This window comes from Nonomuraea sp. N2-4H, from assembly GCF_045291505.1.
Taxonomy (GTDB): Bacteria; Actinomycetota; Actinomycetes; order Streptosporangiales; family Streptosporangiaceae; genus Nonomuraea; species Nonomuraea fastidiosa.
In genome coordinates, this window is record NZ_CP147987.1 from 12990 (window position 1) to 36696 (window position 23707).

General features: G+C 71.2%; 22 protein-coding genes and 1 pseudogene. 13 read left to right on the top strand and 10 right to left on the bottom strand.

From position 1 onward, the window contains the following. Window positions 1-897 carry a TetR/AcrR family transcriptional regulator gene (locus tag WBK31_RS00060; protein ID WP_378785123.1) on the bottom strand — a complete coding sequence of 299 codons (897 nt, stop codon included), beginning with the start codon at window positions 895-897 and terminating at the stop codon, window positions 1-3. Window positions 898-957: 60 nt separating this feature from the next. Here WBK31_RS00060 and WBK31_RS00065 point away from each other — a divergent pair, with 60 nt between their 5' ends. Continuing rightward, the gene (locus WBK31_RS00065) at window positions 958-2658 is read left to right on the top strand and encodes a right-handed parallel beta-helix repeat-containing protein (RefSeq protein ID WP_406674141.1); all 1701 of its coding nucleotides are present in this window, start codon (window positions 958-960) and stop codon (window positions 2656-2658) included. Here WBK31_RS00065 and hisN read toward each other — a convergent pair. Next, complete coding sequence (gene hisN, locus WBK31_RS00070; protein ID WP_364059498.1) at window positions 2655-3452, bottom strand: histidinol-phosphatase; 798 nt, start codon at window positions 3450-3452, stop codon at window positions 2655-2657. The genes WBK31_RS00065 and hisN overlap by 4 nt on opposite strands. A gap of 98 nt (window positions 3453-3550) precedes the next feature. On the opposite strand from hisN, the gene WBK31_RS00075 reads away from it, so the two are divergent. Continuing rightward, complete coding sequence (locus tag WBK31_RS00075; RefSeq protein WP_364059495.1) at window positions 3551-3997, top strand: DUF4442 domain-containing protein; 447 nt, start codon at window positions 3551-3553, stop codon at window positions 3995-3997. 431 nt (window positions 3998-4428) lie between these two features. Here WBK31_RS00075 and rsgA read toward each other — a convergent pair. Both rsgA and aroA read right to left on the bottom strand, forming a co-directional pair. Next, window positions 4429-5522, bottom strand: a pseudogene (gene rsgA, locus WBK31_RS00080) (ribosome small subunit-dependent GTPase A). A 1060-nt stretch (window positions 5523-6582) separates the two neighbouring features. Then, complete coding sequence (gene aroA, locus WBK31_RS00085) at window positions 6583-7857, bottom strand: 3-phosphoshikimate 1-carboxyvinyltransferase (protein WP_364059492.1); 1275 nt, start codon at window positions 7855-7857, stop codon at window positions 6583-6585. A gap of 396 nt (window positions 7858-8253) precedes the next feature. On the opposite strand from aroA, the gene WBK31_RS00090 reads away from it, so the two are divergent. Then, window positions 8254-8997: an SOS response-associated peptidase gene (locus WBK31_RS00090; protein WP_406674142.1), complete on the top strand. Its 744-nt coding sequence runs from the start codon at window positions 8254-8256 to the stop codon at window positions 8995-8997. Window positions 8998-9152: 155 nt separating this feature from the next. Further along, window positions 9153-9485 carry a TraR/DksA C4-type zinc finger protein gene (locus WBK31_RS00095; RefSeq protein WP_364059486.1) on the top strand — a complete coding sequence of 111 codons (333 nt, stop codon included), beginning with the start codon at window positions 9153-9155 and terminating at the stop codon, window positions 9483-9485. Between the two features lie 45 nt (window positions 9486-9530). Here the strand turns inward: WBK31_RS00095 and WBK31_RS00100 are convergent, their stop codons facing one another. Then, window positions 9531-10271, bottom strand: a complete 741-nt coding sequence (locus tag WBK31_RS00100; RefSeq protein ID WP_364059483.1) for a methyltransferase domain-containing protein — start codon at window positions 10269-10271, stop codon at window positions 9531-9533. 233 nt (window positions 10272-10504) lie between these two features. On the opposite strand from WBK31_RS00100, the gene WBK31_RS00105 reads away from it, so the two are divergent. From WBK31_RS00105 to WBK31_RS00135, 7 genes are all read left to right on the top strand, one after another. Beyond that, window positions 10505-11110: a sigma-70 family RNA polymerase sigma factor gene (locus WBK31_RS00105; protein ID WP_364059479.1), complete on the top strand. Its 606-nt coding sequence runs from the start codon at window positions 10505-10507 to the stop codon at window positions 11108-11110. Next, window positions 11107-11373 carry a mycothiol system anti-sigma-R factor gene (gene rsrA, locus WBK31_RS00110; RefSeq protein WP_364059476.1) on the top strand — a complete coding sequence of 89 codons (267 nt, stop codon included), beginning with the start codon at window positions 11107-11109 and terminating at the stop codon, window positions 11371-11373. Before WBK31_RS00105 ends, rsrA begins: the two co-directional genes overlap by 4 nt. Before the next feature lie 10 nt (window positions 11374-11383). Further along, window positions 11384-12325, top strand: coding sequence for an NAD-dependent epimerase/dehydratase family protein (locus WBK31_RS00115; protein ID WP_364059473.1), 942 nt, complete (start codon window positions 11384-11386; stop codon window positions 12323-12325). A gap of 224 nt (window positions 12326-12549) precedes the next feature. Continuing rightward, a complete protein-coding gene (locus WBK31_RS00120) occupies window positions 12550-13905 on the top strand; it encodes an HD-GYP domain-containing protein (protein WP_364059470.1) in 1356 nt (451 codons plus the stop codon). Next, a complete protein-coding gene (locus tag WBK31_RS00125; protein ID WP_406674143.1) occupies window positions 13902-15194 on the top strand; it encodes an HD-GYP domain-containing protein in 1293 nt (430 codons plus the stop codon). The genes WBK31_RS00120 and WBK31_RS00125 overlap by 4 nt, the downstream gene beginning before the upstream one ends. 132 nt (window positions 15195-15326) lie before the next feature. Next, window positions 15327-16682: an acetyl/propionyl/methylcrotonyl-CoA carboxylase subunit alpha gene (locus WBK31_RS00130; protein WP_378785112.1), complete on the top strand. Its 1356-nt coding sequence runs from the start codon at window positions 15327-15329 to the stop codon at window positions 16680-16682. A 41-nt stretch (window positions 16683-16723) separates the two neighbouring features. Next, on the top strand, window positions 16724-16936 hold the full coding sequence (locus WBK31_RS00135; protein WP_364059461.1) for a biotin/lipoyl-binding carrier protein: 213 nt from the start codon (window positions 16724-16726) through the stop codon (window positions 16934-16936). On the opposite strand, the gene WBK31_RS00140 is transcribed toward WBK31_RS00135, so the two are convergent. Continuing rightward, window positions 16926-17309, bottom strand: a complete 384-nt coding sequence (locus WBK31_RS00140; protein ID WP_364059458.1) for a thioesterase, FlK family — start codon at window positions 17307-17309, stop codon at window positions 16926-16928. The two genes, WBK31_RS00135 and WBK31_RS00140, sit on opposite strands and share 11 nt — an antisense overlap. Before the next feature lie 243 nt (window positions 17310-17552). On the opposite strand from WBK31_RS00140, the gene WBK31_RS00145 reads away from it, so the two are divergent. Continuing rightward, window positions 17553-18644: a protein kinase domain-containing protein gene (locus WBK31_RS00145; protein WP_378785111.1), complete on the top strand. Its 1092-nt coding sequence runs from the start codon at window positions 17553-17555 to the stop codon at window positions 18642-18644. After that, window positions 18611-19216, top strand: a complete 606-nt coding sequence (locus WBK31_RS00150; protein ID WP_378785110.1) for a PASTA domain-containing protein — start codon at window positions 18611-18613, stop codon at window positions 19214-19216. The genes WBK31_RS00145 and WBK31_RS00150 overlap by 34 nt, the downstream gene beginning before the upstream one ends. 4 nt (window positions 19217-19220) lie before the next feature. Here WBK31_RS00150 and WBK31_RS00155 read toward each other — a convergent pair whose 3' ends face one another. From WBK31_RS00155 to WBK31_RS00170, 4 genes are all read right to left on the bottom strand, one after another. Then, window positions 19221-20867 carry an acetolactate synthase gene (locus WBK31_RS00155; protein ID WP_406674144.1) on the bottom strand — a complete coding sequence of 549 codons (1647 nt, stop codon included), beginning with the start codon at window positions 20865-20867 and terminating at the stop codon, window positions 19221-19223. A gap of 83 nt (window positions 20868-20950) precedes the next feature. Continuing rightward, window positions 20951-21754, bottom strand: a complete 804-nt coding sequence (locus tag WBK31_RS00160; protein ID WP_364059449.1) for a DUF4097 family beta strand repeat-containing protein — start codon at window positions 21752-21754, stop codon at window positions 20951-20953. Next, on the bottom strand, window positions 21751-22407 hold the full coding sequence (locus WBK31_RS00165; RefSeq protein ID WP_364059446.1) for a response regulator transcription factor: 657 nt from the start codon (window positions 22405-22407) through the stop codon (window positions 21751-21753). The genes WBK31_RS00160 and WBK31_RS00165 overlap by 4 nt, the downstream gene beginning before the upstream one ends. After that, window positions 22398-23558 (bottom strand): histidine kinase, encoded by a 1161-nt coding sequence (locus WBK31_RS00170; RefSeq protein ID WP_364059443.1) that lies wholly within the window; start codon window positions 23556-23558, stop codon window positions 22398-22400. The genes WBK31_RS00165 and WBK31_RS00170 overlap by 10 nt, the downstream gene beginning before the upstream one ends. Window positions 23559-23707 lie beyond the last annotated feature (149 nt).

A 23707-nucleotide genomic window follows, 5' to 3' on the forward strand; every position in this document is an offset into this window, starting at 1 on the left:
TCACGGCTTCTTTCTTGTGCGGTACGCGCGTTGCTGGCAGGCGCGCGAGCAGTAGACGCGGGGGCGGCCTGTGGCGGCCGGCTCCAGCGGTTTGCCGCATTCGCGACATGAATCGTCACGGGTTTCGTCACGTTCCCGAATGAGGGCCTCGATGCCGTCGAGGATGCGGCGCAGGCCGAACTCGAAGGAGTCCTCGGGGTCGTCCCAGCCGCCGGACTCCCACAGGCGGGTGATCGTGGGGTAGGCGGTCAGGCGTTCGTACAGGGAGTCGCGGGCGCCCCACCACTCCTCCTCGGAGACGCCGCTGCGGCGCTCCTCGCGCAGGGTCTCGACCAGGCTCAGGGCCTCGGCGTCCACGAAGCGGCCGATCAGGTTGACGGCGGCGATCACCTCGTGGGGGCGCAGCGGGGTGCCGATGAGGGTGCTCAGCATGCGTTCGAAGGTCGCGACCGCGTTCGGGCCGGGGATGTTGCGTGAGCCCCGCACCTCGGCCAGCCATGGGTGGCGGCGGCGGAGGCGCCAGCCCTGCCTGGCCAGGGCTTCGAGTCGGGGGCGCCAGTCCGCGCCCTTCTGGTCGCTTCCGTCTTCCTGTGGGCCGGCGTCCTGGTGGTCGCTTCGTGGCTCGTCCGTACGGTCGCTCGGGTCCTCCGGTGCGTGCTCGCCCATCACGGCGTCGCGCATGAGGGCGACGAGCTGGTCGCGGCCCGGTACGTGGCGGTAGAGCGACATCGTGGTGAAGCCGAGCCGGTCGGCCACCTTGCGCATCGACAGGCCCTCAAGACCCTCGGCGTCGGCCAGCTCGATGCCCGCGCGCACGATCCGGTCAAGGGTCAGCCCGGCGCGCGGCGCGCTCTCCTCGCCGCGCTCCCGCCACAACAATTCGACGCCGTCGTCCATAGGTCTAGTTTATGGTGTACAAATCTGTGTACGGCATAAACGAGGCAGAGGCGGTTTGTCATGATCCAGATCTATGTGTCGCCGTCCGGTGACGACTCCGCGCCGGGCACCGAGGACCGGCCGTTCGCGACGCTCGAACGCGCCCGGGCGGCGGCCCGCGAGGCGGGTGGGAAGGCGGTCGTGCATCTCGGGGGCGGTGTCCACGTACTGAATCGGCCGTTCGAGCTGCGCGAGGCCGACTCGGGGACGGTCTACCAGGCGGCCGGCCACGGCACGTCCGGGCAGGAGGAGGCCGTCATCAGCGGCGGGCGGGAGATCGCCGGCTGGCGCGTGCGCGACGGGGTGTGGCTGGCCGACGTCGGCGGCCTCGACATCCGCCAGCTCTACGTGAACGGCCGCCGCGCGCCCCGTGCCGCCGTACCGGGGCTGCCTGGCACGGTCACCGCGACCGAGACCGGTTACGTCACCGACAGCCCTGAGCCGCTGACCTGGCAGAACGTCGAGTTCGTGCACCGGGGCGTCTACCCGTGGACCGAGGCCCGCCTCCAGGTGGCCCGGATCGCGCGCGAGGGCGACTCCACCGTGATCACCATGGCGCAGCCGGGGTTCGGGTGGGCGTACGAGCTGTACCGGTCCGTCTACGAGGGCCACACCTCGATCGGACCCGGGCTGCCCACCTCCGTCGAGAACGACCCGAGCTTCCTGCGCGAGCCCGGCACGTTCGTGCTCGACCGGTCGCGGCCGGGCCGGCACGTGCTGATGTACCTGCCGCTGCCGGGGGAGGAGCCGGGGTCCGCGCGGGTCGTCGCGCCGGTCCTGGAGACGCTGGTGCGGGTGGCGGGGGCGCGGGACGTGGCGTTCAGGGGGCTGGTGTTCGCCGAGGCCACGTGGACGCGTCCCGGGCGGCCCGAGGGGTTCGTGCACTATCACGGCAGCGGGTTCTACGAGGGCGGGCCGGTCGAGCGGGCGGAGCTGGGGGAGGGCGCATATGTGATGTATCCCTTGAGTTCCGTCACGATTCCGGCGTGTGTGGAGTTCGTGGACGCGGGTGGGGCCGAGGTCGAGGGGTGCCGGTTCACCCGGCTGGGCGCCACCGGACTCGGCGTCAGCGGGGGCGAGGGCGTCACCGTATCCGGGTGCGAGTTCGACACGCTGTCCGGCGGCGGCGTCACCATGAACGGCACCCGGGGCGGCGTGATCGAGGACAACCGGGTGCGCGGGATCGGGCTGGAGTTCAGCGGGTCGCCCGGCATCGCCGTCACCGGCACCCGAGGCTGCGTCGTCGCCCACAACGAGGTCACCGACGTGCCCCACTGCGGCATCGTGGCCGGGCCTGGCGAGGGCACTCGGATCCTGCGTAACCTGACCGCCGGCACCATGCAGGTGCTGGCCGACGGAGGCGGCGTCTACCTCTCCGGGCCGCAGGGCGACTCGGCCGAGACCGGGGCCGTGGTGCGGGGCAACGTCATCAAGGACACGCGCACGCCGTACAACTTCGGGCTCTACACCGACTACGGCGCGAGCTGGGTGCTCGTCGAGGAGAACGTGGTCATGCGCGCCGACAACACGGCCGTGCTGCACGTCGGGCCGCCGCTGGAGAACGTCACCTACCGGGGCAACTTCTGGGACGCCGATCCGATCGGGCACGACGATCCGCCGAGCGGGGTGACGTACGAGGAGAACGTCACGATCGCCGACGAGGACGCGCTGGCCGCCGCGACCCGGGAGATCCGGGGCAGGGCGGGCGTGCGGCGTTCCTAGGTCCTGACCGTCGTGCCGTTGAGGCGGTCGATGACCTGGTCGTGCAGCAGGCCGTTCGTGCAGACGAGGCTGCCGCCCTCAAGGCCCTTGACGCCGGCGACGTCCGTCCAGACGCCGCCGGCCTCCTCCACGATCACGGTGAGCGCCGCCATGTCCCACGGCGACAGCTCCGGCTCGGCCGACACGTCCACCGAGCCCTCGGCGACCATCATGTGCGACCAGAAGTCCCCGTACGCGCGGGTCCGCCAGCAGGCGCGGCTCAGGTCGAGGAAGTTGTCCAGCTTGCCGGCCTTCTCCCAGCCGCCGAAGCTCGAGTACGAGAACGAGGCGTCCTCCAGCGACGACACCGATGACACGTGCATGCGGGTCGCCTTGGTCAGGCTCTTGCCCGTCCACGCCCCGCCGTCGGCCGCCGCCCACCAGCGCCGGCCCAGGGCGGGGGCCGAGACCAGGCCCACGACGACCTTGCCGTACTCCATGAGCGCGATCAGCGTCGCCCAGACGGGCACGCCGCGAACGTAGTTCTTGGTGCCGTCGATGGGGTCGATGATCCACGAGCGGGCGCCCCAGCCGGTCTTGCCGAACTCCTCGCCGACCACCGCGTCACGCGGCCTGGCGCGGCGCAGCGTACCCCTGATGGCCTCCTCCACCGCGCGGTCGGCGTCGCTGACCGGCGTCAGATCGGGCTTGGTCTCGACCGTGAGGTCGACCGCCTTGAACCGTCGCATGGTCAGGTCGTCGGCGGCGTCCGCCATGACATGCGCGAGGCGCAGATCATCGTTATAACTCTGCACGGTCGCCCACGCTACCGTGTCGGCCTTACGGACATCAGTTACCAACGCCCCTTTTCTGGTAACCGCCTTTTCAGTTACTCATCAGTAGCATGTCCTGCATGTCGCAAGATGTCGGTGAGCTTCTGCTGCGGTCGGTCCCTTTCGCCCGGACCCTGGGCATCGTCTTCGACACGGCCGAGGACGGGCGGGCGGTCTGCCGCGTACCTCCGCGGGCGGACCTCGCCAACCACGTCGGCGGGCCGCACGCGGGGGTGCTCTTCACGCTCGCCGAGTCCGCGTCCGGGGCCGCCGTGCTGTCTCTTTTCGCCGATCAGCTGGACCGGGCGGTGCCGCTGCCGACCACGGCGACCATCGCGTTCCGTAAGGTCGCCACCGGCGAGGTGCGGGCCTCGGCCCGGCTGTCGGCGTCGCGGGATGACGTCCTGGCGCGGCTGGACGCGGGGGAGCGGCCGGAGTTCGATGTGGAGGTGGAGATCACGAACGCGGACGGCGTCGTCGTCTCCACCCTCACCGTCACCTGGACCCTCCGCCCCAACCGCCCCTGACCACCGCCGTGGCGGGTCGGTGGCCTGGGGCGCATCCGTTCGCTTCGCTTTCGCTGCCCGGCTCTCGGGGGTGGACTCGCTGGCTTTCGGGGTGGACTCGGTGGCTTTCGGGGTGGACTCGGCGGCCGGACCGCGCCGCCGGCCGCCACGCTTCCACCTCTGCCAGGCGAATCTCATGACGACCGCTCGCCTCGGCACTTGGGGTGGCATCGCCGAACCGGGGTGCTCGCCGGCGCCTGGTAGGGCGCGCGGCCGGGAGCCGGTCGTGGAGCCGCCCGGGGCCAGGGGCCGTGCGCCGGTGCTGAGCAGCGGCGTGCTGCACCGCTTCGTACGCGTTGTGGCAGCGGTGTGCAGCACTGCTTCGCACGCGTTGTGGCAGTGGCCGGTCGCTGGAGACGTTGCCTGGTCGGGGGTGTCAGCGGGCGGAGGGTTCAGGCGCTGCGGGTGGCCGTGGGGTCGTCCAAGGTGCCCTCGCGGCTCGCCAGGAGACGGCGCAGGGACTCCAGGCGGGCGGGGTCGGCGTTGCCCGCCGCTACCCAGGCGTCCAGAGCGCAGCCCTCGCTCAGGTGGTTGCAGCCCTTCGGGCAGTCGACGGTGCCCTCCACCAGGTCAGGGAACGCCGCCAGCACCGTCTCCGTCGAGACGTGGGCCAGTCCGAAGCTGCGTACGCCCGGCGTGTCGATGATCCAGCCGCCCTCCGGCAGCTCCAGCGCGACGGCCGAGGTCGAGGTGTGACGGCCGCGGCCGGTGACGGCGTTGACCTGGGAGACGGCGCGGTTGGCGTTCGGCACCAGCGCGTTGACCAGGGTGGACTTGCCCACTCCCGAATGCCCGACCAGGACGCTGATCCGCCCCACCAGGCGCTCGCGCAGCTCGTCGAGCGGGCCGCCCTTGTGCACGACGACGTACGGCACGCCCAGCGGCTCGTACAGGGCCACCAGCTCGTCGGGCGGCGCGAGGTCGGACTTGGTGAGGCAGAGCAGGGTGTCGATCTCCGCGTCGAACGCCGCCACCAGGATGCGGTCGATCATGCGCGGTCTCGGCGGCGGGTCGGCCAGCGCGGTCACGATCACGAGCTGGTCGGCGTTGGCCACCACCGGGCGCTCGATGCCGTCGCTGTCCTCCACGTCGTCGGCCGAGCGGCGCAGCATCGACGTGCGCGGCTCCACGCGTACGACGCGGGCCAGCGTGTCGGGCTTGCCGGATACGTCGCCGACCAGCGCGACCCTGTCGCCCACGACGATGCCCTTGCGGCCCAGCTCGCGGGCCTTCATGGCGACCACGAGCCGGCGCTGGGCGGCTTGCGTTTCTGCGCCGAGCCCTTGGGGCGTTCGGCCTCGACCAGCGTGGTGTAGCGGCCGCGGTCCACGGCCACCACAAACCCTTCCACAGCGTCCTCATGCGCAGGACGAATTCGGGTCCGCGGCCTGGAACCCTTGCCCGGCCTGACCCTGACGTCGTCCTCGTCGTACTCCCGCCTCCTCAGCGGTCCGCTCCCATGCGCTCGCTCCCCTTTCGTGAAGATTGTCTTGGTTTGTAGTGGTGATGGTAGGCAGGTTGCGGAACGTCCTACGACATCCCGCGACCGATCGTCACCCGATCGTCAATCTGCCTGCCTGCCCGTTCGGTCGCACGCTCGTCGATCCGTCGGCTGCCGCCCGCTCGTCTCCCTGCGCCGGCCGTTGTCCGCTCGTCTCCCGCTGTCGACCGGCGCTGTCGACCGGCGCTGCCGACTGGCGCTGCCGATCGTCGTCCGCTCGTAGGCAGCGCATCCCGCCCCCCGGCTTGTGTGCTCGGTCTGCAGGTGGGAGGGGCCAGGTGGTCGGTCGGTGCATCGGGTGTGCGTTGGTCTGCGTGCCGGTTTGTGCGGCGGCCTGCATGCCGGCCCGTGCGAAATCTGCACGCCGGTCCATGCCGACCTGCGCGCAGACCCGTGCGAAACCTGCATGCCGGTCCGTGTTGGCCTGCGTGCCAACCCATGGGTGGCCTGCGTGCCGATCCGTGCGTGGCCAACGTGCCGGCGTGCGGTGGTGCGAGTCGGCGGGTCATGTGAGTCGGGTGGGTGGGGCCAACCGGGTGGCGGGGCGAGCCGGCGGGCTGGGGCGAGCCGGGTGGGCGGCTGGTGTCCGGCTCTCCGTGGGATGCGGTCGGGCCTCGGGTGGTGGGCGAAAGTACGCCTTCTGCCCGAGCGAGTGGCTTTCGGGGCTGGGGTGGGCGGCTTCACCCGGGGTCGCTCGGGCGGCGGTGTCGTGCTGGTGGGTCTCATGGTCGTCATCCGGGCGACGTGCTCTCACGTGGTGGCCTTCACCGACGTGCCCGGGGCTTCCACGGTGAAACCAGCGGTGCCGGAAAAGTAGCCGTTCGCGCAGGTGAGGCGCGTGACGCCGCTCTGGTGAGCGGACGGCGCCCGCAGCCGGGCCCCGGAGGCCGAGGCCGCCGGGGCGTGGTGCGCGTGGGGCTGAGCGGAGATCCTCGCGGATCCAGTGTGTGCAGTCCGCAGGGCCAGGCTCACTGCGGGCCCTACATCCGGTGTCCGCATGGGCAGGCTCATCGCGGGTCCGGCATCGACGTCCACGTGGCGGTGGTCACTGGGAGGCCAGCATCGTGGTCCACATCTGGACGAACTCCGGCAAGGTCTTGGCGGTCGTCGCGATGTTCTCCACCTCGACATCCGGCACCGCGAGGCCGATCACGGCGCCGGCCGTGGCCATGCGGTGGTCGTCGTAGCTGTGGAAGACGCCGCCGTGGAGCGGGCGGGGCCGGATGATCAGGCCGTCGTCGGTCTCCTCGGCGTCGCCGCCCAGGCGGTTGATCTCGGTGACGAGCGCGGCCAGGCGGTCGGTCTCGTGGCCGCGCAGGTGGCTCACGCCCCTGATGCGGCTCGGCGTGGTGGCCAGGGCGGCGAGCGCGGCGATGGTCGGGGTGAGCTCGCCCACCTCGTGGAGGTCGGCGTCGAGACCGGTGACCTTCCCGGTGCCGGTGACCACGAGGTCGTCGCCGGAGCGGGTGACCGTGGCGCCCATGGACGTGAGCAGCCCGCGCAGCGCGTCGCCCGGCTGGGTGGTGCGGGCCGGCCAGGCCGGGATCGTCACCGTGCCGCCCGTCACCAGGGCCGCCGCGAGGAACGGGGCCGCGTTGGACAGGTCGGGCTCGACCGTCACGTCTCTGGCCGTGATCGGCCCTGGCTCCACCCGCCACACGTCGCGCTCGCTGGCGTCGACCGAGACGCCCACCGCCCGCAGCATCTCGATCGTCATCTCGATGTGCGGCTGCGAGGGCACCGGCGGCCCCACGTGGCGTACGGTGATGCCCTTCTCAAAACGCGCGGCCGTCAGCAGCAGACCCGAGACGAACTGCGACGAGCCGGACGCGTCGAGCGTCACCTCGCCGCCCGTCGTCGGCCCGCTGATCGTGAACGGCAGCGCGTCGTTGTCGACGCGGGCCCCGAGCGAGCGCAGCGCGTCGAGCATGGGGCCCATCGGGCGCTTGCGTGCATGGGGATCGCCGTCGAACGAGACCGGCCCATCGGCCAGCGCCGCCATCGGCGGAACGAACCGCATCACCGTGCCGGCCAGGCCGACGTCGATGTGGGCGCCGCCGCGGATCGGGCCCGGCGTCACCGCCCAGTCGACGCCCGCCGAAGTCTCGCGCGTGGCCTCGAACGTGGTGCCGAGCGCGCGCAGCGCCGCGACCATGAGGTCGGCGTCGCGGCTGCGCAGGGCCTGGCGTACGACGCCTGGACCGTCGGCGAGCGCGGCCAGCAGGAGCGCGCGGTTGGTCACCGACTTGGAGCCGGGCAGCGGGACGGTGGCGACGACGGGATCTGTCGCCGTCGGGGCGGGCCAGTGCTGAGCGGGCATGGTCAAAGAGTACTGGCCGTGGGTGGCCGGAGGCCGCAGGCTGTGGATGACGGGGCTGTTGTCGTCGCTCCCTGTGGACGACCGTCACATGCTCCGTCGGTGGTCGCCGCAGACGATCGTGTGCGGGTCGGTGTGTGAGAGCGGGGCGTGTGAGGGCGGGGGCGTCCCCGCGCGTGGGCGTGTGCGGGTCGGCAGGTGAAGGTGAGGCACCGTGACAGTGGGGCGGGTGAACGGTGGGCACGCGCTGGTGGGGAGTGTGACGGCGAGGCCGTGCGCCGCCCGACCCGGTACGTGCCGGTAGGCGCCGCCCAGCGGTTGGACCGCATGGGCGGCTGCAACCGGCCGGCACCATGAGGCGAACATGCGCGCGAAAGCCTGACGTGGCAGTGTGGGGTCATGTGCGGTAGATACGCCTCGGCGCGCAAGAAGCACGAGTTGCTGGAGGAGTTCCAGGTCGAGCAGGACCCGGAGCCCGACAAGGAGCTCGGGCCCGACTACAACGTCGCGCCGACCAAGAACGTCTACGCAGTGCTGAGCCGCGTGCCCAAGGATGCCGAGCGGGCGGTGCGGCAGCTGAGGGTCGTCAAGTGGGGCCTGGTGCCGGCGTGGGCCAAGGACCCGTCGATCGGCTCCCGGCTGATCAACGCCAGGGCCGAGACTCTGGCGGAGAAGCCGTCGTTCCGGCAGGCGTTCGCCAAGCGCAGGTGCCTGCTGCCGGCCGACGGCTACTTCGAGTGGATGCCGGTCGAGGGCGAAAAGAAGAAACAGCCGTACTTCATCCATCCGGCCGATGGCGGGGTGCTGGCCATGGCCGGTCTGTACGAGTTCTGGAAGGACCCGTCCAGGGACGATGACGACCCGCTCAAGTGGCTGGTGACCTGCACCGTCATCACCACGAACGCCGAGGACCAGCTCGGCCGCATCCACGACAGGATGCCCATGATGATCGACAAGGATCACTGGGCGGAGTGGCTCGATCCCAAGCTGACCGACACCGAGCAGGCGGGGCGGCTGCTGGTGCCCGCCGAGCCGGGACGGCTCACCGCGTACCCGGTGTCCACGGACGTCAACAACGTCCGCAACAACGGACCGGACCTCATCAAACCCCTCCCCGACGAGGAGGAGACCGCGCTCTTTTAAAGGTGTAAGAAGCCCGGTAAGTGGGCATCCGGTGAGGAAAGCGATGCAACCGTTCACACGGTGTCACCGCTGAACCTTGCCCCCTTGATCACACCGGGCGGGACATCCGGGGGGTCCTGGCCGCGGCGTACCCCTTTACCCGGAGGTGCGGATTCGTGGATGTCACGACCGCTCGTGAGCGGCTGGAAGAAATGCTCGCCGACCTCGACCGTTCGATCGGGGTCCTGCGCGGCGAGCCGGTCGGCGTGCGCGACCGCTCTGCGGCCGACGCCGGCTCCGACCTGACCGACGCCGACCGGGCCCAGGCCATGCTGACCGTTGCCACGAGCCAGCGGCAGGCCATCGTCGAGGCGCTCAAACGCATCGACGAGGGCGCGTACGGCCGGTGCGTCGACTGCGCCAAGCCGGTGCCGGAAGGCAGGCTCGAAGCCCGGCCCGAGGCGGCGCGATGCGTGCCCTGCCAGGGCAAACGCGAACGCCGCCGCTGATCCGATCCGGTCGTACAGGAGGGAGTGGAGGGCGCGGCCCTGGCCTCACTTCTTGCGGGCGCTGGCCACCAGGTGGATGCCGACCGTGTCGTCGTCATCGGGATGGGCTTCGAGCTCGGTGCGCACCAGGTAGTTGAGCGCCCGCGCGTCCGAGCCGAGCACGTGGTCGACCGTGGACGGCGACAGCACCGTACGGGGCCGCATCCACTCGATCTCGAGGCCGGCGCCCTGGAGCAGCTCGCGCAGCTGCGTGCTGCTGAAGCAGCGCGTGATGCTGCCGTCGGGCCACGGCACCAGCATGACCTCGCCGGTCTGCCGGAGGTGCTGCCACTGCTCCTGCTCGGCCAGGATGGCCATGCCGAGCACCAGGGAGTCGACGCACACCAGAGCGCGCCCGCCGGGCCGCAGCACCCTGGCCACGTCGTTCATGGCGGACTCGGCCATGAGCTCGATGGACATCACGCGCTCTTCGGCGAGCACCGCGTCCACGCTCTCGTCGGGCAGGAACGCCAGGTCGTCGGCGCGCACGTGGCGTACGCGGTCGGCGTCGCGCAGCCGGGACTGACTGTCGGCGGTGCGGCGGAAGTCGAGCACCTCGATCACCCGGTGCCCGGCTCTGGCGGCCTGGCCCGACCATCGCCCGCGGCCGCCGGAAAGGTCGAGGATGACGGAGGGTTCGGCGGGAAGCCATCGGTTGAGTTGTTCGGCGGCGACGGCGCGGTAGAAGGTCCAGTACGGCCCGAGCGTCCCTGAGCCGTTCAGTTCCTCGGCCGGAATGGGCAGCACACGCGACTCCTGGGTTCCGGAAAAAGGGCTACCAGCCGGTACGTATGACGTTCCCCGCACCGGGTCCTTCGTACCTTCTATCTTGCGGGAACAGACAAGGGCTCGGGTGTGTTGCGACGAGCATGCTCACATTGGCTGAACCCCGACCCGCTGACCCATCGGTCGCGAGCCAGCGGGTATCCTCCCCTGAGTACGGTGTACCGCCACAGCCGGCCACCGGTGATCTTAGGGGGGTGGGTCCGGTGCCCGCGACAGGCGCGGAGACGCTGGAGCAACGAAGCGAGCGCTTCGAGCGCGACGTCATGCCTTATCTCGAGCAGCTCTACTCCGCGGCGCTCCGGATGACCCGGAACCCCGCGGACGCGGAGGACCTGCTGCAGGAGACGTTCGCCAAGGCGTTCGCGTCCTTCCACCAGTTCCAGCAGGGCACCAACCTGAAGGCGTGGCTTTACCGGATCCTCACCAACACCTTCATCAACAGCTATCGCAAGAAGCAGCGCGAGCCGAAGCAGTCGGGCACCGAGGAGATCGAGGACTGGCAGCTCGCGCGGGCCGAGTCCCACACCTCGAGCGGTCTGAAGTCCGCCGAGGTCGAGGCGCTCGAGCACCTGCCCGACGGCGACATCAAGAAGGCGTTGGCGTCTTTGCCCGAGGAGTTCAGGATCGCGGTCTACCTGGCCGACGTCGAAGGCTTCCCCTACAAGGAGATCGCCGACATCATGGGCACGCCGATCGGCACCGTGATGTCGAGGCTGCACAGGGGACGCAGGCAGCTGCGGGGCCTCCTTGAGGACTACGCCCGCGAGCGCGGCCTGGTCCCGGCGGAGGGATCGAAATGAGCTGTGGCAACCCGCACGACACCGACTGTCGTGAAGTGCTCGACAAGGTCTACGAGTACCTCGACGGCGAGCTGACCGAGAGCGACGTCGCGCAGATCAAGGTGCATCTCGACGAGTGCGGTCCCTGCCTCAAGGAGTACGACCTGGACAAAGCGGTCAAGGAGCTGGTCCACAAACACTGTGGTTGTGACCCGGTTCCGGCCGACCTGCGGTCCAAGGTGCTCGATCGCATCGCGCAAGTGAGGGCGGAGCTCGCCGACTAAGATTCACTTCATGCGCGTGTTGGTCACCGGTGGTGCCGGGTTCATCGGATCGAATCTCGTCGATCGCCTGTTGGCCGACGGCCATGAAGTCGACGTCGTCGACGACCTGTCGTCCGGCAGTCGCGACAATCTCGCCGAGGCGGCCACCAGCGACCGCTTCCGGCTGCACGAGATGGACATCCGCGACCGCGCGCTCGTCGACCTGATGACCGAGCTGCAGCCGGAGGTGGTCTGCCACCTCGCGGCGCAGATCAGCGTGCGCAAGAGCGTGGCCGACCCGGCCTACGACGCCAGGCTCAACGTCGAGGGCACGGCCGCGGTGCTGGCCGCCGCCCACGAGGGCCGCACCCGCAAGGTGGTCTTCGCCTCGTCGGTCGCCGTCTACGGGCGGCCGGCCACGATCCCGGTGCCCGGTGACGCGGCCACCGACCCGCGCTCGCCGTACGCGGCGTCCAAGCTGAGCGGCGAGATCTACCTCGCCACGTTCAAGGCCCTGTACGGCCTCGAATACACCACGCTGGTGCTGTCCAACGTCTACGGCCCCCGCCAGGCACCCGACGGCGAGGCCGGCGTGGTCTCGATCTTCACCGACGCGCTGCTCAACGGCACGCCCACGGTCGTCTACGGCGACGGCAGCCAGACCCGCGACTACGTCTACGTCGACGACGTGGTCGACGGTTTCGTCCGCGCCTGCGGCCCCGAGGGCAACGGCCGCCGCTTCAACCTCGGCACCGGCATCCAGACCACCGACCGGCGCCTGCACAGCCTCATCGCCGACGCGGCCGGCGCGCAGGACAAGCCGGGCTTCGCGCCGCCGCGGCCGGGCGACCTGCCCGCGATGGCCGTCGACCCGGTGCCCGCCCACGAGGGCCTCGGCTGGCAGCCCCGCACCGACCTCGCGACCGGGCTGAAGAAGACGGTCGAATGGGCCGCCGCGCGTCGCGGCAAGTAGTGACTTGATTACGCTTTGCTTGCGATTTCCGACTCTCCCCTTGCGGCCACCCTGTCTTCTGTAGCGTGAGACCCACAAGTCGACGTGGAGGCATGTGGATGTCGAAGGTTACGGTCGCCCGGCTGCTCACCACCCTCGTGCTGATCGCTCCCGCGGTCGCGTTGATGTCCGGCGGCATCCTGCCTCCCGGAGTGACCTGGACCTGATGGCTATGGGGGGCCGCCATGCGTGATCTGCCGTGGCCCGCAAGGGTCTATCTGGTCGCCGTGATCGGGGCGGCGGCCGCTCTCATCGTCCGCGGCGTGATCGTCTCCGGCGCGCCCGTGGTCACCGAGGACCTGGACATTCTCCTGGTCCTCGCCCTGCTGTTCCTGGTGTGCGAGTCGATGCCGACGCTGCTCAACGTGGAGCAGACCGCGGTGTCCGTCAGCTTCTCCGCCTCGCTCGCGGCGGTGGTGCTGATCGGCCCCGAGGGCGCCGCGCTGGTCGGGCTGACCGCGATGGTCAGCGTCAGGCCCGGACTGCCGCTGGTCAAACGGCTGTTCAACGGCGCTCAATTCGCCATCTGCGGTTACACCGCCGGGCGGGTCTACGAGGCGTTGGACGGCCGGGTCGGCGTGCCCGACGTCAACGCGTTCGACGACCTCATCGGCCCGTACGCCGCGGCCACGGCCGTGTTCGTGCCGCTCAACATCGCGCTCACGCTCACCATGATCGGGCTGGCCACGCACGTGCGGGCCACCGAGATGCCGATGCGCGGCATGGCCCAGTTCCTGCTGTCGTATCTGGGCTACGGCACGTTCGGGCTGCTGGTGGCGGGGCTGTGGGCCACGGTGGCGTCGATCTCCGCGGTGCTGGTGCTGGTGCCGCTGTTCGTGGCGCGCTGGGCGTTCGGGCAGTATCACGCGCAGCAGCGCTCGTACGACGCGACGATCGCCGCGCTCTGTCAGGCCGTGGAGACGAAGGACTACTACACGCGCGGTCACTGCACGCGCGTCTCACACGCGTCGTCCATGATCGCGCAGGAGATCGGCATGGGCCCCCAGCGGGTGCGCGCCATCCGCTACGCGGGCATGCTGCACGACGTGGGCAAGCTCGGCGTGCCCACCAAGGTGCTGCAGAAGGAGGGGCCGCTGACGGAGGAGGAGTTCGCCGCGATCCAGCTTCACCCGATGCGCGGGCTGGAGATCGTGCGCGGCATCGGCTTCCTCGACGAGGCGTACGCCGGGATCATGCACCACCACGAGCGGCACGACGGCACCGGATACCCGATGGGGCTGGCGGGCGACGAGATCCCCGAGTTCGCCAAGGTCATCGCGGTGGCCGACGCGTTCGACTCGATGACGTCGGACCGTTCCTACCGGGGCGCGCGGCCGGTGCCGGTGGCCATCGACGAGCTGCGCAAGAGCGCGGGCACGCACTTCGACCCGGTCATGGTGGCGGCGTTCATCCGCGCGCTCGAACGCGAGCCGTGGCAGCCGCCGCGCCGTGTCGATCCGCCGCCGCCCGAGGTCGCCGAGACGCAGATCAAGGACCACGACGACCCGACGATGCCCATCCAGGTCGTGACCGGGCCATGATCACCACTGAGCGTGTGAGGAGACGGGACCGGTCGCTGCACACGGTCCTGCGCAGGCTCGACTCGGGGCAGCTGCTGCTCATCTGCGCGGCCGGGCTGGTGGCGCTGACCGGTGTGGCGTACACGGCGGCCGAGGGGCTCGACCGGCCGGAGATCGCGGTCGGGTTCGGCGCGCTGATCGCGGTCGGCGAGCTGGCCAGGCTGACCATGCCGGGCAACAGGGAGGTCGCGCCCATCGGGGCCGCCGCCGCGCTGGGCTACACGCTGCTGCTCGACCTCAGCCAGAACCCGCTGCGCCACTCGGCGTTGCAGGTCGTGGCGGTGATCGCGGTCGGCATGCTGGCGGGGGCGCTGCCGCACCTGGCGGTGGGCCGCCCGCCGCGCCTCGACGCGATGGCCAGGCGGCTGCTCACCGGCGCGCTGCTGGCCTTCGCCTTCCGCCCGCTGGCCGACCCCCTGTACGAGCTGACCACGCCGCCCACGAGCACCTGGTGGCCGGCGCTGGCGGTGATGGTGACGTTGATCACGATCACGCTGCTGGTGGACGTGCTGATCGCCGCGCTGCTGCGGGCCGAGCAGGTGCGCACCGCGTTCCGGGTGGCGGTGCGCGACGAGCTCAACATGGCGTTCCCGCTGGGGGCCGCCGTGGGGTCGTCGGGCGTGCTGCTGGCGCTGGCCACGCACAGCATGGACCTGGTGGCGCTGCTGGTGTTCGCCGCGCCGCTGCTGGTCACGCAGGTGGCCTTCCGCAAGTACGCCGGCATCCGCGCCACCTACCTGCAGACCGTGCGCGCCCTGTCGCGGGTCACCGAGGTCGGCGGCTACGTCGAGCCGGGGCACTCGCGCCGGGTCAGCCGCCTGGCCGTGGCCATCGGCAGGGAGCTGGGCATGGCCGAGCCCGAGCTGCTGGAGCTGGAGTACGCCGCGCTCATGCACGACATCGGCCAGCTCTCGCTGCGCGACCCCATCCCGGGCGGGGCGACCGTGCTGACAGAGCCCGACCAGGCGCGCCGCATCGCCGAGCTGGGCGCCGAGGTCATCAAGCAGACGGGCGTGCTCGACCGGGTGGCCGAGGTGGTGCGCAGGCAGTGCGACATGATCGCCGACGATCCGCCGCTGTCGAGCCGCATCATCAAGGTCGCCAACGCCTACGACGACCTGGTGGGGCCCTCGACCGACCGCGACAGGAGCGGGGCGGCGCTGGAGCGCATCCGGTTGTCGGCCGGCAGCGCGTACGATGCCCATGCGGTGGAGGCGCTGGCCCGCGTGATCGACCGCGGCCGGGTCTGAGATCTACAGCCGGCCGCGCTCCGGAGGTGTTTCCAGCCGTTCACTTTTGTGGGTTTCCTACAGATCGTGCTCGCCGGATCGGTGGTTTAGGGGGAAAGGGGTCAAGGCAGTGGCGGTCGTAGGGTTGTCGGCGTGCTTACTGAGACGCTCGGACCCGTTCTGATCGCCAACCGAGGGGAGATCGCGCGGCGGATCATCCGCACGGTCAAGCGGATGGGCCTGCGAGCCATCGCGGTCCACTCCGAGGCCGACGCCGACCTGCCCTTCGTCCGCGAGGCCGACGAGGCCGTGCTGCTCGGACCGGCCAACCCGGCGCAGAGCTACCTCGACGTCGCCAAGGTGCTGCAGGCGGCGCGCGACACCGGCGCCAAGGCGATCCACCCCGGCTACGGCTTCCTCGCCGAGAACGCCGCGTTCGCCAGGGCCGTGATCGAGGCCGGGATGGTGTGGATCGGCCCGTCGCCCGAGGCCATCGACAAAATGGGCGACAAGATCAACGCTCGTAACCTCATGGAGGCCGCCGGCGTGCCGGTCGCGGCGGGCACCCGCGAGCCGGTGACGGACCTGTCGCAGGCGCTCAAGGCCGCCGAGTCCATCGGCTACCCGGTCATGGTCAAGACCGCGGGCGGCGGCGGTGGCATCGGCATGAGCGTCGCCCACGACGAGGAGGCGCTGGCCAAGGCGTACGAGCAGGCCGCCAGGGCGGCGGCGCGGTTCTCCGGCGACGCGCTCGACGGGCCCGCCGTGCTGCTCGAGCGCTACATCGAGCGGGCCCGCCACGTCGAGGTGCAGATCCTCGGCCTGCCCGGCGGCGAGGTCGTCGCGCTGGGCGAGCGCGACTGCTCGGTGCAGCGCCGCCACCAGAAGGTCGTCGAGGAGTCGCCGTCGCCCGGCATCAGCGCCGAGCTGCGCGAGCGCATGCTCAAGGCGGCGGTGCGGGCCGGCGAGGCGGTCGGCTACGTCGGCGCGGGCACGGTCGAGTGCCTGGTCGACGCCGACAAGCAGGACTTCGTGTTCCTGGAGATGAACACCAGGCTGCAGGTGGAGCACCCGGTCACCGAGCTGGTGACCGGCCTCGATCTGGTCGAGCTGCAGCTGCGGGTGGCGGCCGGCGAGCGCCCCGAGGTGCGGCCCGAGCCGCGCGGCCACGCCATCGAGTTCCGGGTGTACGCCGAGGACCCCAAGCGGTTCTTCCCCGGCCCCGGAAAGATCACGGCGTGGGAGGAGCCTGCGGGCGACGGCGTGCGCGTCGACTCGGGCTACGCGGAGGGCAACACCGTCACCCCGTTCTACGACCCGCTGATGGCCAAGCTGTGCGTCCACGGCTCCGACCGGGCGGAGGCGCTGGAGAAGGGCCGCAAGGCGATCGCGGAGTTCGTCGTCGAGGGCCCGAAGAACAACCTGCCGTTCTGCGCGGAGCTGCTGGAGAACGCGGAGTTCGCCGCCGGCGACTATGACACCGGCCTGGTCGCGCGGATGCGCGCGTAGGCCGCATGAGATTGTTGGATCAGTGAAAGAGGGAGGTCCCGGTGGCTGAGGTACGCGCTGAGATGGTGGCGAACGTGTGGAAGGTCCTCGTCAAGGAGGGCGACACCGTCTCCGACGGCGACACGCTCGTCATCCTCGAGTCCATGAAGATGGAGATCCCGGTGATCGCCGAGGACGACGGCGTGGTGGCGCAGCTCAAGGTGGCCGAGGGCGACGTGATCCAGGAAGGCGACCTGATCGCGGTCATCGAGTAGTGCGGGCGAGGAACCTGGCACGGTCGACCACGACGCGCTCGATCGTGCCCTTGCCGACCACGGCGCCGCGCTCGTCGTGGGCCTCGAACGCGAAGACCAGCCGCCGCCCGTCGACCTCGGTCAGCTCGACGCCGACCTGCACGCGCGCGCCGAGCGGGCTGGCGGCCAGGTGGTCGAGGGCGACCCGGGTGCCGACGGAGGTCTCGCCGGGCGCGAGATGCCGGCCGACGGCGCGTACGGTCGCGGCCTCGGCCAGGGCGAGCAGCCGGGGTGTGGCCAGCACGGGCACATCACCGCTGCCGATCTCCTTGGCGGTGTCGGCCATCTCGACGACGGTCGAAAGCTGGGCGCGCAGCCCTGGTGCGAGCGTCATGGGGATCAGCCTAAGGGCGGCGGAATGGGCCCGCTGACTTCCCGGAAACGCGGACAAGTGCTCCTACAAGGCCTCAGGATAGGCTTTGTACGGCTTGAGGCTTTTGAGTGGCATGTGAGACAGGTGAGTCGTACACTCTCTGAGTTCCGTGACCACTGTGTAACCTCACCGCGACAAAACTTCGCTTTGTTGGAGATCCGCGGGGTGGGAGAGGTACGGACGTAGGGGGGTAGCGGGGGAATCATGGTGGCCCAAGGGACGACGCTGGCGGGACGGTATCGCCTGGATACCCGCATCGGCGCCGGTGGCATGGGCGAGGTGTGGCGAGGCGAGGACACCGTGCTCGCCCGCACCGTCGCCGTCAAAGTGCTGCTCCCAGGCCGCATGCAGGACCCCGGCTTCGTCGCCCGCTTCCAGGGGGAGGCGCGGGCGATGGCCACGATCAACCACCCCGGGGTCGTGGACGTCTACGACTACGGCGTCAGCGGCGACACCGTCTACCTGGTGATGAAGTTCGTCGACGGCGAGCCGCTCGACCGGCTGCTCGCCCGGCTGGGCCGCATCCCGCCGCAGGCGGCCATGGAGCTGATCGCGCAGGCCGCCTCGGCCCTGCAGGCCGTCCACGACCAGGGCATCGTGCACCGTGACGTCAAGCCGGGCAACCTGCTCGTGCAGCGCGACGGCACGCTCGTGCTCACCGACTTCGGCATCGCGCGCTCCGACATCGCAAGCCGGCTCACCGACGCCGGCATGGTGCTCGGCACCGCCGCCTACTGCGCTCCCGAGCAGGCCGAAGGCGCCCCCGTGACGCCCGCCGTCGACATCTACGCGCTCGGCGTCGTCGCGTACGAGTGCCTGGTGGGCCAGCGGCCCTTCGACGGCGACAGCGCCGTCACGATCGCGCTCAAGCACATCCGCGAGGCTCCGCCGCCGCTGCCGGCCGACATCCCGCAGCCGGTGCGCCGGCTCGTGGACATCGCCCTGTCGAAGGACCCCGCCAGGCGCTACCCCAACGCGCGCGCGATGAGCGAGGCCGCCAGGGCGATCGCGAGCGGGCAGACCCCGGCCGCGCCCGAGGCGCTGTCCGGCGCGCTGTCCACCGCGCCGTCCACGGGGGCGACGATGGCGCCGCCGCCCGAGGCGTACCAGACCGGCTCCTACCAGCCGCGCGAGACCGACCCCTACCAGACCGGCGCCCGGCTGGCCCAGGAGGACACCAACGTCTCCGAGCGGCGCGGAGCCGGCGTGCCGCCAAGGCGCCGCGCAGGACCGGGCTGGTCGCCGGCATCGCGGCGGCCGTCGTGCTCGGCGCGGGCGCCGGTGCGGTCGCGCTGACAGGCATCACCGGCACGCCCGCGGAGCCGACCCAGACCACCTCCGCTGTGGCCAACCAGGGCGACGGTAAGGAGGGCAAGCCCAAGACGAGCAGGCCCCCCAAGACCAGGACGGCCGAGCCGCCCACCCGCGAGCCCGAGCCGACGCGAGCCGCCGAGCAGACGGTCAACCGCCCCTACAGCCCGAAGCCCTCGGTCACCCGGAGCACCCCCGTGGCGACCGAGGAGCCCGCCAAGACGCCCACCACCACGCCTTCCACCAGCCCGACGCCGTCGAAGTCGCCATCCGCGAGCCCGACGGTCAAGAAGGTGCTGGTGCCGAACGTGGTGGGCAGGCGTCTGCTCGAGGCCCAGGGCATGATCGAGGCGGCCGGCCTGCAGCCGGTGATCGAGGACCGCACGACCACCACCGACGGCCGGCGCTGCGGGCGGATCAAGCAGACCACGCCGGGGCCGGGCAAGGCGGTGGACAAGGGCACGGAGATCAAGATGGTGCTCATCGACAGCGTCTGCCCCGAGGACAGCCCGCCGGAGACGCCCACGCCGACCCCCACGCCCTCCAAGGCGCCCTGACGGGTCAGACGCCCGTCGTGTTGCGCGGGTAGGCGATCTGCGGGTCCGTCGCGATGTTCACCATGTACGGCACCCCCGAGTCGAACGCCCTGCGCAGCGCGGGACCGATCTCCGACGGCTTGGTCACCAGCTCGCCGCCGCCGCCGAGCGCGGTGACCACCTGGTCGTAGCGGCACTGCGGCTGCAGCTCGGCCGCCACGTCGTAGCCGTACAGCAGCTGCATGGGGTGCTTCTCCAGGCCCCAGATGCCGTTGTTGCCGCAGATCATGACGACCGGCAGCCTGTGCCGCACCAGCGTGTCGACGTCCATCAGCGAAAAGCCCGCCGCGCCGTCGCCGAGCAGCAGCACCACCTGTGAGGACGGCCTGGCCAGGCGGGCGGCGATGGAGTAGCCGAGCCCGGTGCCGAGACAGCCGTACGGGCCGGGGTCGAGCCAGTTGCCCGGCCGCTTCGGCTCGACGTACTTGCCCGCGTACGAGACGAAGTCGCCGCCGTCGCCGATCACCACGGCGTCGTCGTCGAGCACCTTGGCCAGCTCGCCGTAGATGCGCATCGGGTGGATCGGGTCGGCGTCGGAGGCCAGCAGCTCGGCGTCGCTGGCGATGGCGGCCTTGGCGGCGCCGGACAGCTTCTCCACCCACGGCGCGTACGCGTCGGGCTTCACCCCCGCCTCCGCGCAGGCCGTGCCGAGGCTCCAGAACACCACCGACAGGTCGCCCGCGGCCGACGCGGCCGGCTGCATGTGGGTGGTGAGCTGCGAGGGCGCGTCGGCGATGTGCACCACCCTGGCGAGCGGCGCGCCGTCCTTGCCGCCGAACCAGCCGTAGCCGAGCCGGAAGTCGAGCGGCGTGCCCACCACGATCACCAGGTCGGCCTGGCCGAAGGCCATGCCCCGCGCCCTGGTCACCAGCAGCTCGTGGCCCGATGGCAGGATGCCGCGGCCCTGCCCGTTGGGGATGACCGGCAGCCGCCACGTCTCGGCGAAGTCGCGGGCCGCCTCCTCCGCGCGGTCCATCCACACGTCGGAGCCGTACACCAGGACCGGGCGCTCGGCCTCGGCCAGCAGGCGCGCGATGCCCGCCAGGTCGTCGGGGTCGGGCTCCAGCGGGGACGGCGTCTGCGTGCGCACCTCGTGGACAGGGGAGGGCGAGAACAGGTGGTCCATGTAGAAGTCGAGGAAGACGGGGCCGCGATGCGGCGCCACCGCCGTGCGGAAGGCCACCTCGACGTCCTGCCCGATCGAGTCGGCCCCGCTCGCCGTGAACGACAGCTTGGTGATCGGGTCGAGCAGCGGCGGATGGTCCATCTCCTGCAGCGCGCCGCTGCCCCAGCGCGACTGGGGCGCCCGGCCGCCGAGCACCACGACGGGCGAGCCGTTGAAGTGTGCCGTCGCCACGCCGCTCACCCCGTTGGTGACGCCCGGGCCCGCCGTCAGCACCGCCAGGCCGGGGCTCCTGGTCAGCCGTGCGGTCGCCTCGGCGGCGAAGACCGCGCTCTGCTCGTGGCGTACGTCGAGGATGCGCATGCCCTCGTGCACCGCGCCATCGTAGAGGGGGAAGACGTGGCCGCCCGAGAGGGTGAACATGGTCTCGACGCCATAGGCCTTGGACACGGCGACGGCGGCGTCACCGGCGTGCTTCGCAGACTCCATGCCCGGAACTTACCAACCAGTCACAGGAGTAAACAGACCTCGACCGGCGCGTTGACCGGCCTTTGGCGCGCGACGAACCAGGACTATTGGCAGCAGACCGTCACGATGCCGTCTTCGGTCGTCGCGACGATCGTGCGCTTGGCGTCCTCCCTCTGCGGGACGTCCACCGTGGTGTTGGTGCCGGAGACCGTGACGTTGTACGCGTGGGCGCCGTCCGTGCCCGCGCGCGCCTGCGGCGGCACGTTCACGGCGACGTTACCCGAGGTACGGACGACCGCCTTGACCTGCGACGGCGTCACCGCGAACATCAGCTCCACGTCGCCCGAGCCGACCTCCACGTCGGCCTTCTTGCCGGTGAGCCCGTCGGCGTCCACGCTTCCCGTGCCCGTACGCGCCCAGACGTCGCCCGAGACCTCTCTGACGTCGACGTCCCCCGACACCGACGTCAGGCGCACGTCGCCGAACAGCTCGTGCACCGTGATCCGACCGCCGCGGGTGCTCGCCTCAAGGTCCGTCTCCGGCGGCAAGAACAGCGTGTAGTCGGCCTGGCAGAGGGGGCCGTCGGGCTGGTCGGAGCCGGGGCAGACCGCGTCGAGCAGGAGCGTACCGGAGGCGGGGTTCCAGTCCTCCGTCACCTTCGGCCGGTCCCGGTCCCAGCGCAACGAGCGCTCCACGAGCAGCTCGCCCGCCTTGCCGGGCAGCACGGACAGGGCGACCTGCCCCTTGCCGGCCTTGACGCGGACGCTGTCGCCGTCGAACGGGATCGAGCGCAAGGTGACGTCCCTCGGCGTACGCGCCTGGGCGAACACCCGCCAGAGGGTCACCGTGGAGAGCGTCAGCGCGATGACCGTGGCCACCGCGCCCGCCACGAGCCACGCCGACCTCACGGCAGGCTCCTGATCTTGAGGAACTGCAGCACCGCGAGCACCCGCCGGTGGTCGCCCTCGTCCGGGGCCAGGCCGAGCTTGGCGAAGATGTTGCCGATGTGCTTGCCCACCGCGCCCTCGCTGAGCACCAGAGCCTGCGCGATGCCCGCGTTGGAGCGGCCCTCGGCCATCAGCTTCAGCACCTCGTGCTCGCGCGGCGTCAGCCGCTCCAGCGGGTCGCTGTTGCCGCGCAGCAGGAGCTGGGCGACCACCTCCGGGTCGAGCGCCGTGCCGCCCGCCGCCACCCTGCGCAGCGCGTCGATGAACTCCGCCACGTCCGCCACCCGGTCCTTCAGCAGGTAGCCGACACCGCCCGTCGCGGCCGACGCGAGCAGCTGAGCGGCGTAGCGCTCCTCGACGTACTGCGAGAGCACCAGCACCGCGAGCTTCGGCTGCTGGCGGCGCAGCACCAGCGCGGCGCGCAGGCCCTCGTCGGTGTGCGTGGGCGGCATGCGCACGTCGGTGATGACCAGATCGGGCCGGTGCTCCTCGGTCGCGCGCAGCAGGCCCTCGGCCTCGTCGACGGCCGCCACGACCTTCATGCCGGCCGCGTCCAGTAGCCTGATCAGCCCTTCGCGCAGCAGTACGGAATCCTCTGCGAGCACTACTCGCACGGCAGCTCCACCTCGATCGTCGTCGGTCCGCCCAGCGGGCTGGACAGTCGCAGCGTCCCGTCCACGGAGTCGACCCGCTGGGCCAGGCCGCGCAGCCCGGTGCCGCCGTCCATCCTGGCACCGCCGCAGCCGTCGTCCCAGACGAGCACGTGCAGGCGGTCGCGCTCACGCCGCACGCGCACCTCGGCCTTGGTGGCCGCCGCGTGCTTGGCGGTGTTCGTCAACGCCTCGGACACGACGAAGAAGGCCACCGCCTCGATGGTCGGAGTCGGCCGCCGCTCGATGTCGACGTGCAGTTTCACCGGGAAGGGCGCGCGGGCCGCCACACCCGACAGCGCCGCGTCGAGACCCTGGTCGTTCAGCACCGCGGGGTGCAGGCCGCGGACGAAGTCGCGCAGCTCTTTGAGCGCCTGCTTGGCCTCCTCGTGGGCCTGCGCGATCGCCTCGCGCGCGGGATCCGGCAGGTCCGTCAGCGTCGCCCTGGCCAGCCCCAGGTTCATGGCCAGCGACACCAGCCGCTGCTGCGCGCCGTCGTGCAGGTCGCGCTCGATCCTGCGGCGCTCGGCGTCGGCCGCGTCGATCACCCCGGCCCGGCTCTCGGTCAGCGTCTCGATCCGCTGGTCCAGCTCGCTGCGGCTCGGGCCGAGCAGCGTACGCGCCACCGCCAGGTCGAGCGCCGCCATGCCGCGCGCCAGCAGTGGCGCGAGCAGCGCCAGCGTCAGCCCCACGAGCATGTAGACGAGCACGACCCGGTTGTTGCGCAGGTCGAAGAGGAACTCAAGCGGCGGCTTCTGGAACTTCGCGGGCAGGAACGCCAGCAGCCCCACCACGGCACCGCCCCACGCCGTCGCGACCAGCCCTGCGGCGATCACGGTCACCCAGGGCGAGAGCAGGTGGTAGCCGATCTGCCGCCACGTCGCGGGCGTGCGCAGGTTCGCCGGAGAGCGTACGGGCGGGATGCGGGCGTCGAGGAACGCCTCGAACCGCGATCGCTGCACCCCCGTGAACCTCGGGACCACCCGCGCCAGCAGCGGCGGCACCACGGCCAGGGCCAGCGTGAGCATGCCGAGCAGCAAGGAGACGGGCACGCCGGCCATGACATGCGCCGTGTCCAGCCAGGCACGCGCCGACCAGGGACGGGGGACTTTCATGGCTCAACGGTATTGATCGGCGGCAGGGATTTGAAATGGGCCTGGTGTGCCGGTGGAAGGTAGGGAAAACCCCACCCTCGTGCCCGTCTCGCCGGCCCGGCTTCAGGTGGTCTGGCGGAAGACCGACGGGTCGAACGTGCCGCCCAGCA

What these genes read in the sequence shown, in the direction of transcription:
- WBK31_RS00060 (WP_378785123.1), bottom strand. Translation starts at nt 897, where the DNA reads ATGGACGACGGCGTCGAATTGTTGTGGCGGGAGCGCGGCGAGGAGAGC.
- WBK31_RS00065 (WP_406674141.1), top strand. Translation starts at nt 958, where the DNA reads ATGATCCAGATCTATGTGTCGCCGTCCGGTGACGACTCCGCGCCGGGC.
- WBK31_RS00075 (WP_364059495.1), top strand. Translation starts at nt 3,551, where the DNA reads ATGTCGCAAGATGTCGGTGAGCTTCTGCTGCGGTCGGTCCCTTTCGCC.
- aroA (WP_364059492.1), bottom strand. Translation starts at nt 7,857, where the DNA reads ATGCCCGCTCAGCACTGGCCCGCCCCGACGGCGACAGATCCCGTCGTC.
- WBK31_RS00090 (WP_406674142.1), top strand. Translation starts at nt 8,254, where the DNA reads ATGTGCGGTAGATACGCCTCGGCGCGCAAGAAGCACGAGTTGCTGGAG.
- rsrA (WP_364059476.1), top strand. Translation starts at nt 11,107, where the DNA reads ATGAGCTGTGGCAACCCGCACGACACCGACTGTCGTGAAGTGCTCGAC.
- WBK31_RS00115 (WP_364059473.1), top strand. Translation starts at nt 11,384, where the DNA reads ATGCGCGTGTTGGTCACCGGTGGTGCCGGGTTCATCGGATCGAATCTC.
- WBK31_RS00120 (WP_364059470.1), top strand. Translation starts at nt 12,550, where the DNA reads ATGCGTGATCTGCCGTGGCCCGCAAGGGTCTATCTGGTCGCCGTGATC.
- WBK31_RS00125 (WP_406674143.1), top strand. Translation starts at nt 13,902, where the DNA reads ATGATCACCACTGAGCGTGTGAGGAGACGGGACCGGTCGCTGCACACG.
- WBK31_RS00140 (WP_364059458.1), bottom strand. Translation starts at nt 17,309, where the DNA reads ATGACGCTCGCACCAGGGCTGCGCGCCCAGCTTTCGACCGTCGTCGAG.
- WBK31_RS00145 (WP_378785111.1), top strand. Translation starts at nt 17,553, where the DNA reads ATGGTGGCCCAAGGGACGACGCTGGCGGGACGGTATCGCCTGGATACC.
- WBK31_RS00155 (WP_406674144.1), bottom strand. Translation starts at nt 20,867, where the DNA reads ATGGAGTCTGCGAAGCACGCCGGTGACGCCGCCGTCGCCGTGTCCAAG.
- WBK31_RS00170 (WP_364059443.1), bottom strand. Translation starts at nt 23,558, where the DNA reads ATGAAAGTCCCCCGTCCCTGGTCGGCGCGTGCCTGGCTGGACACGGCG.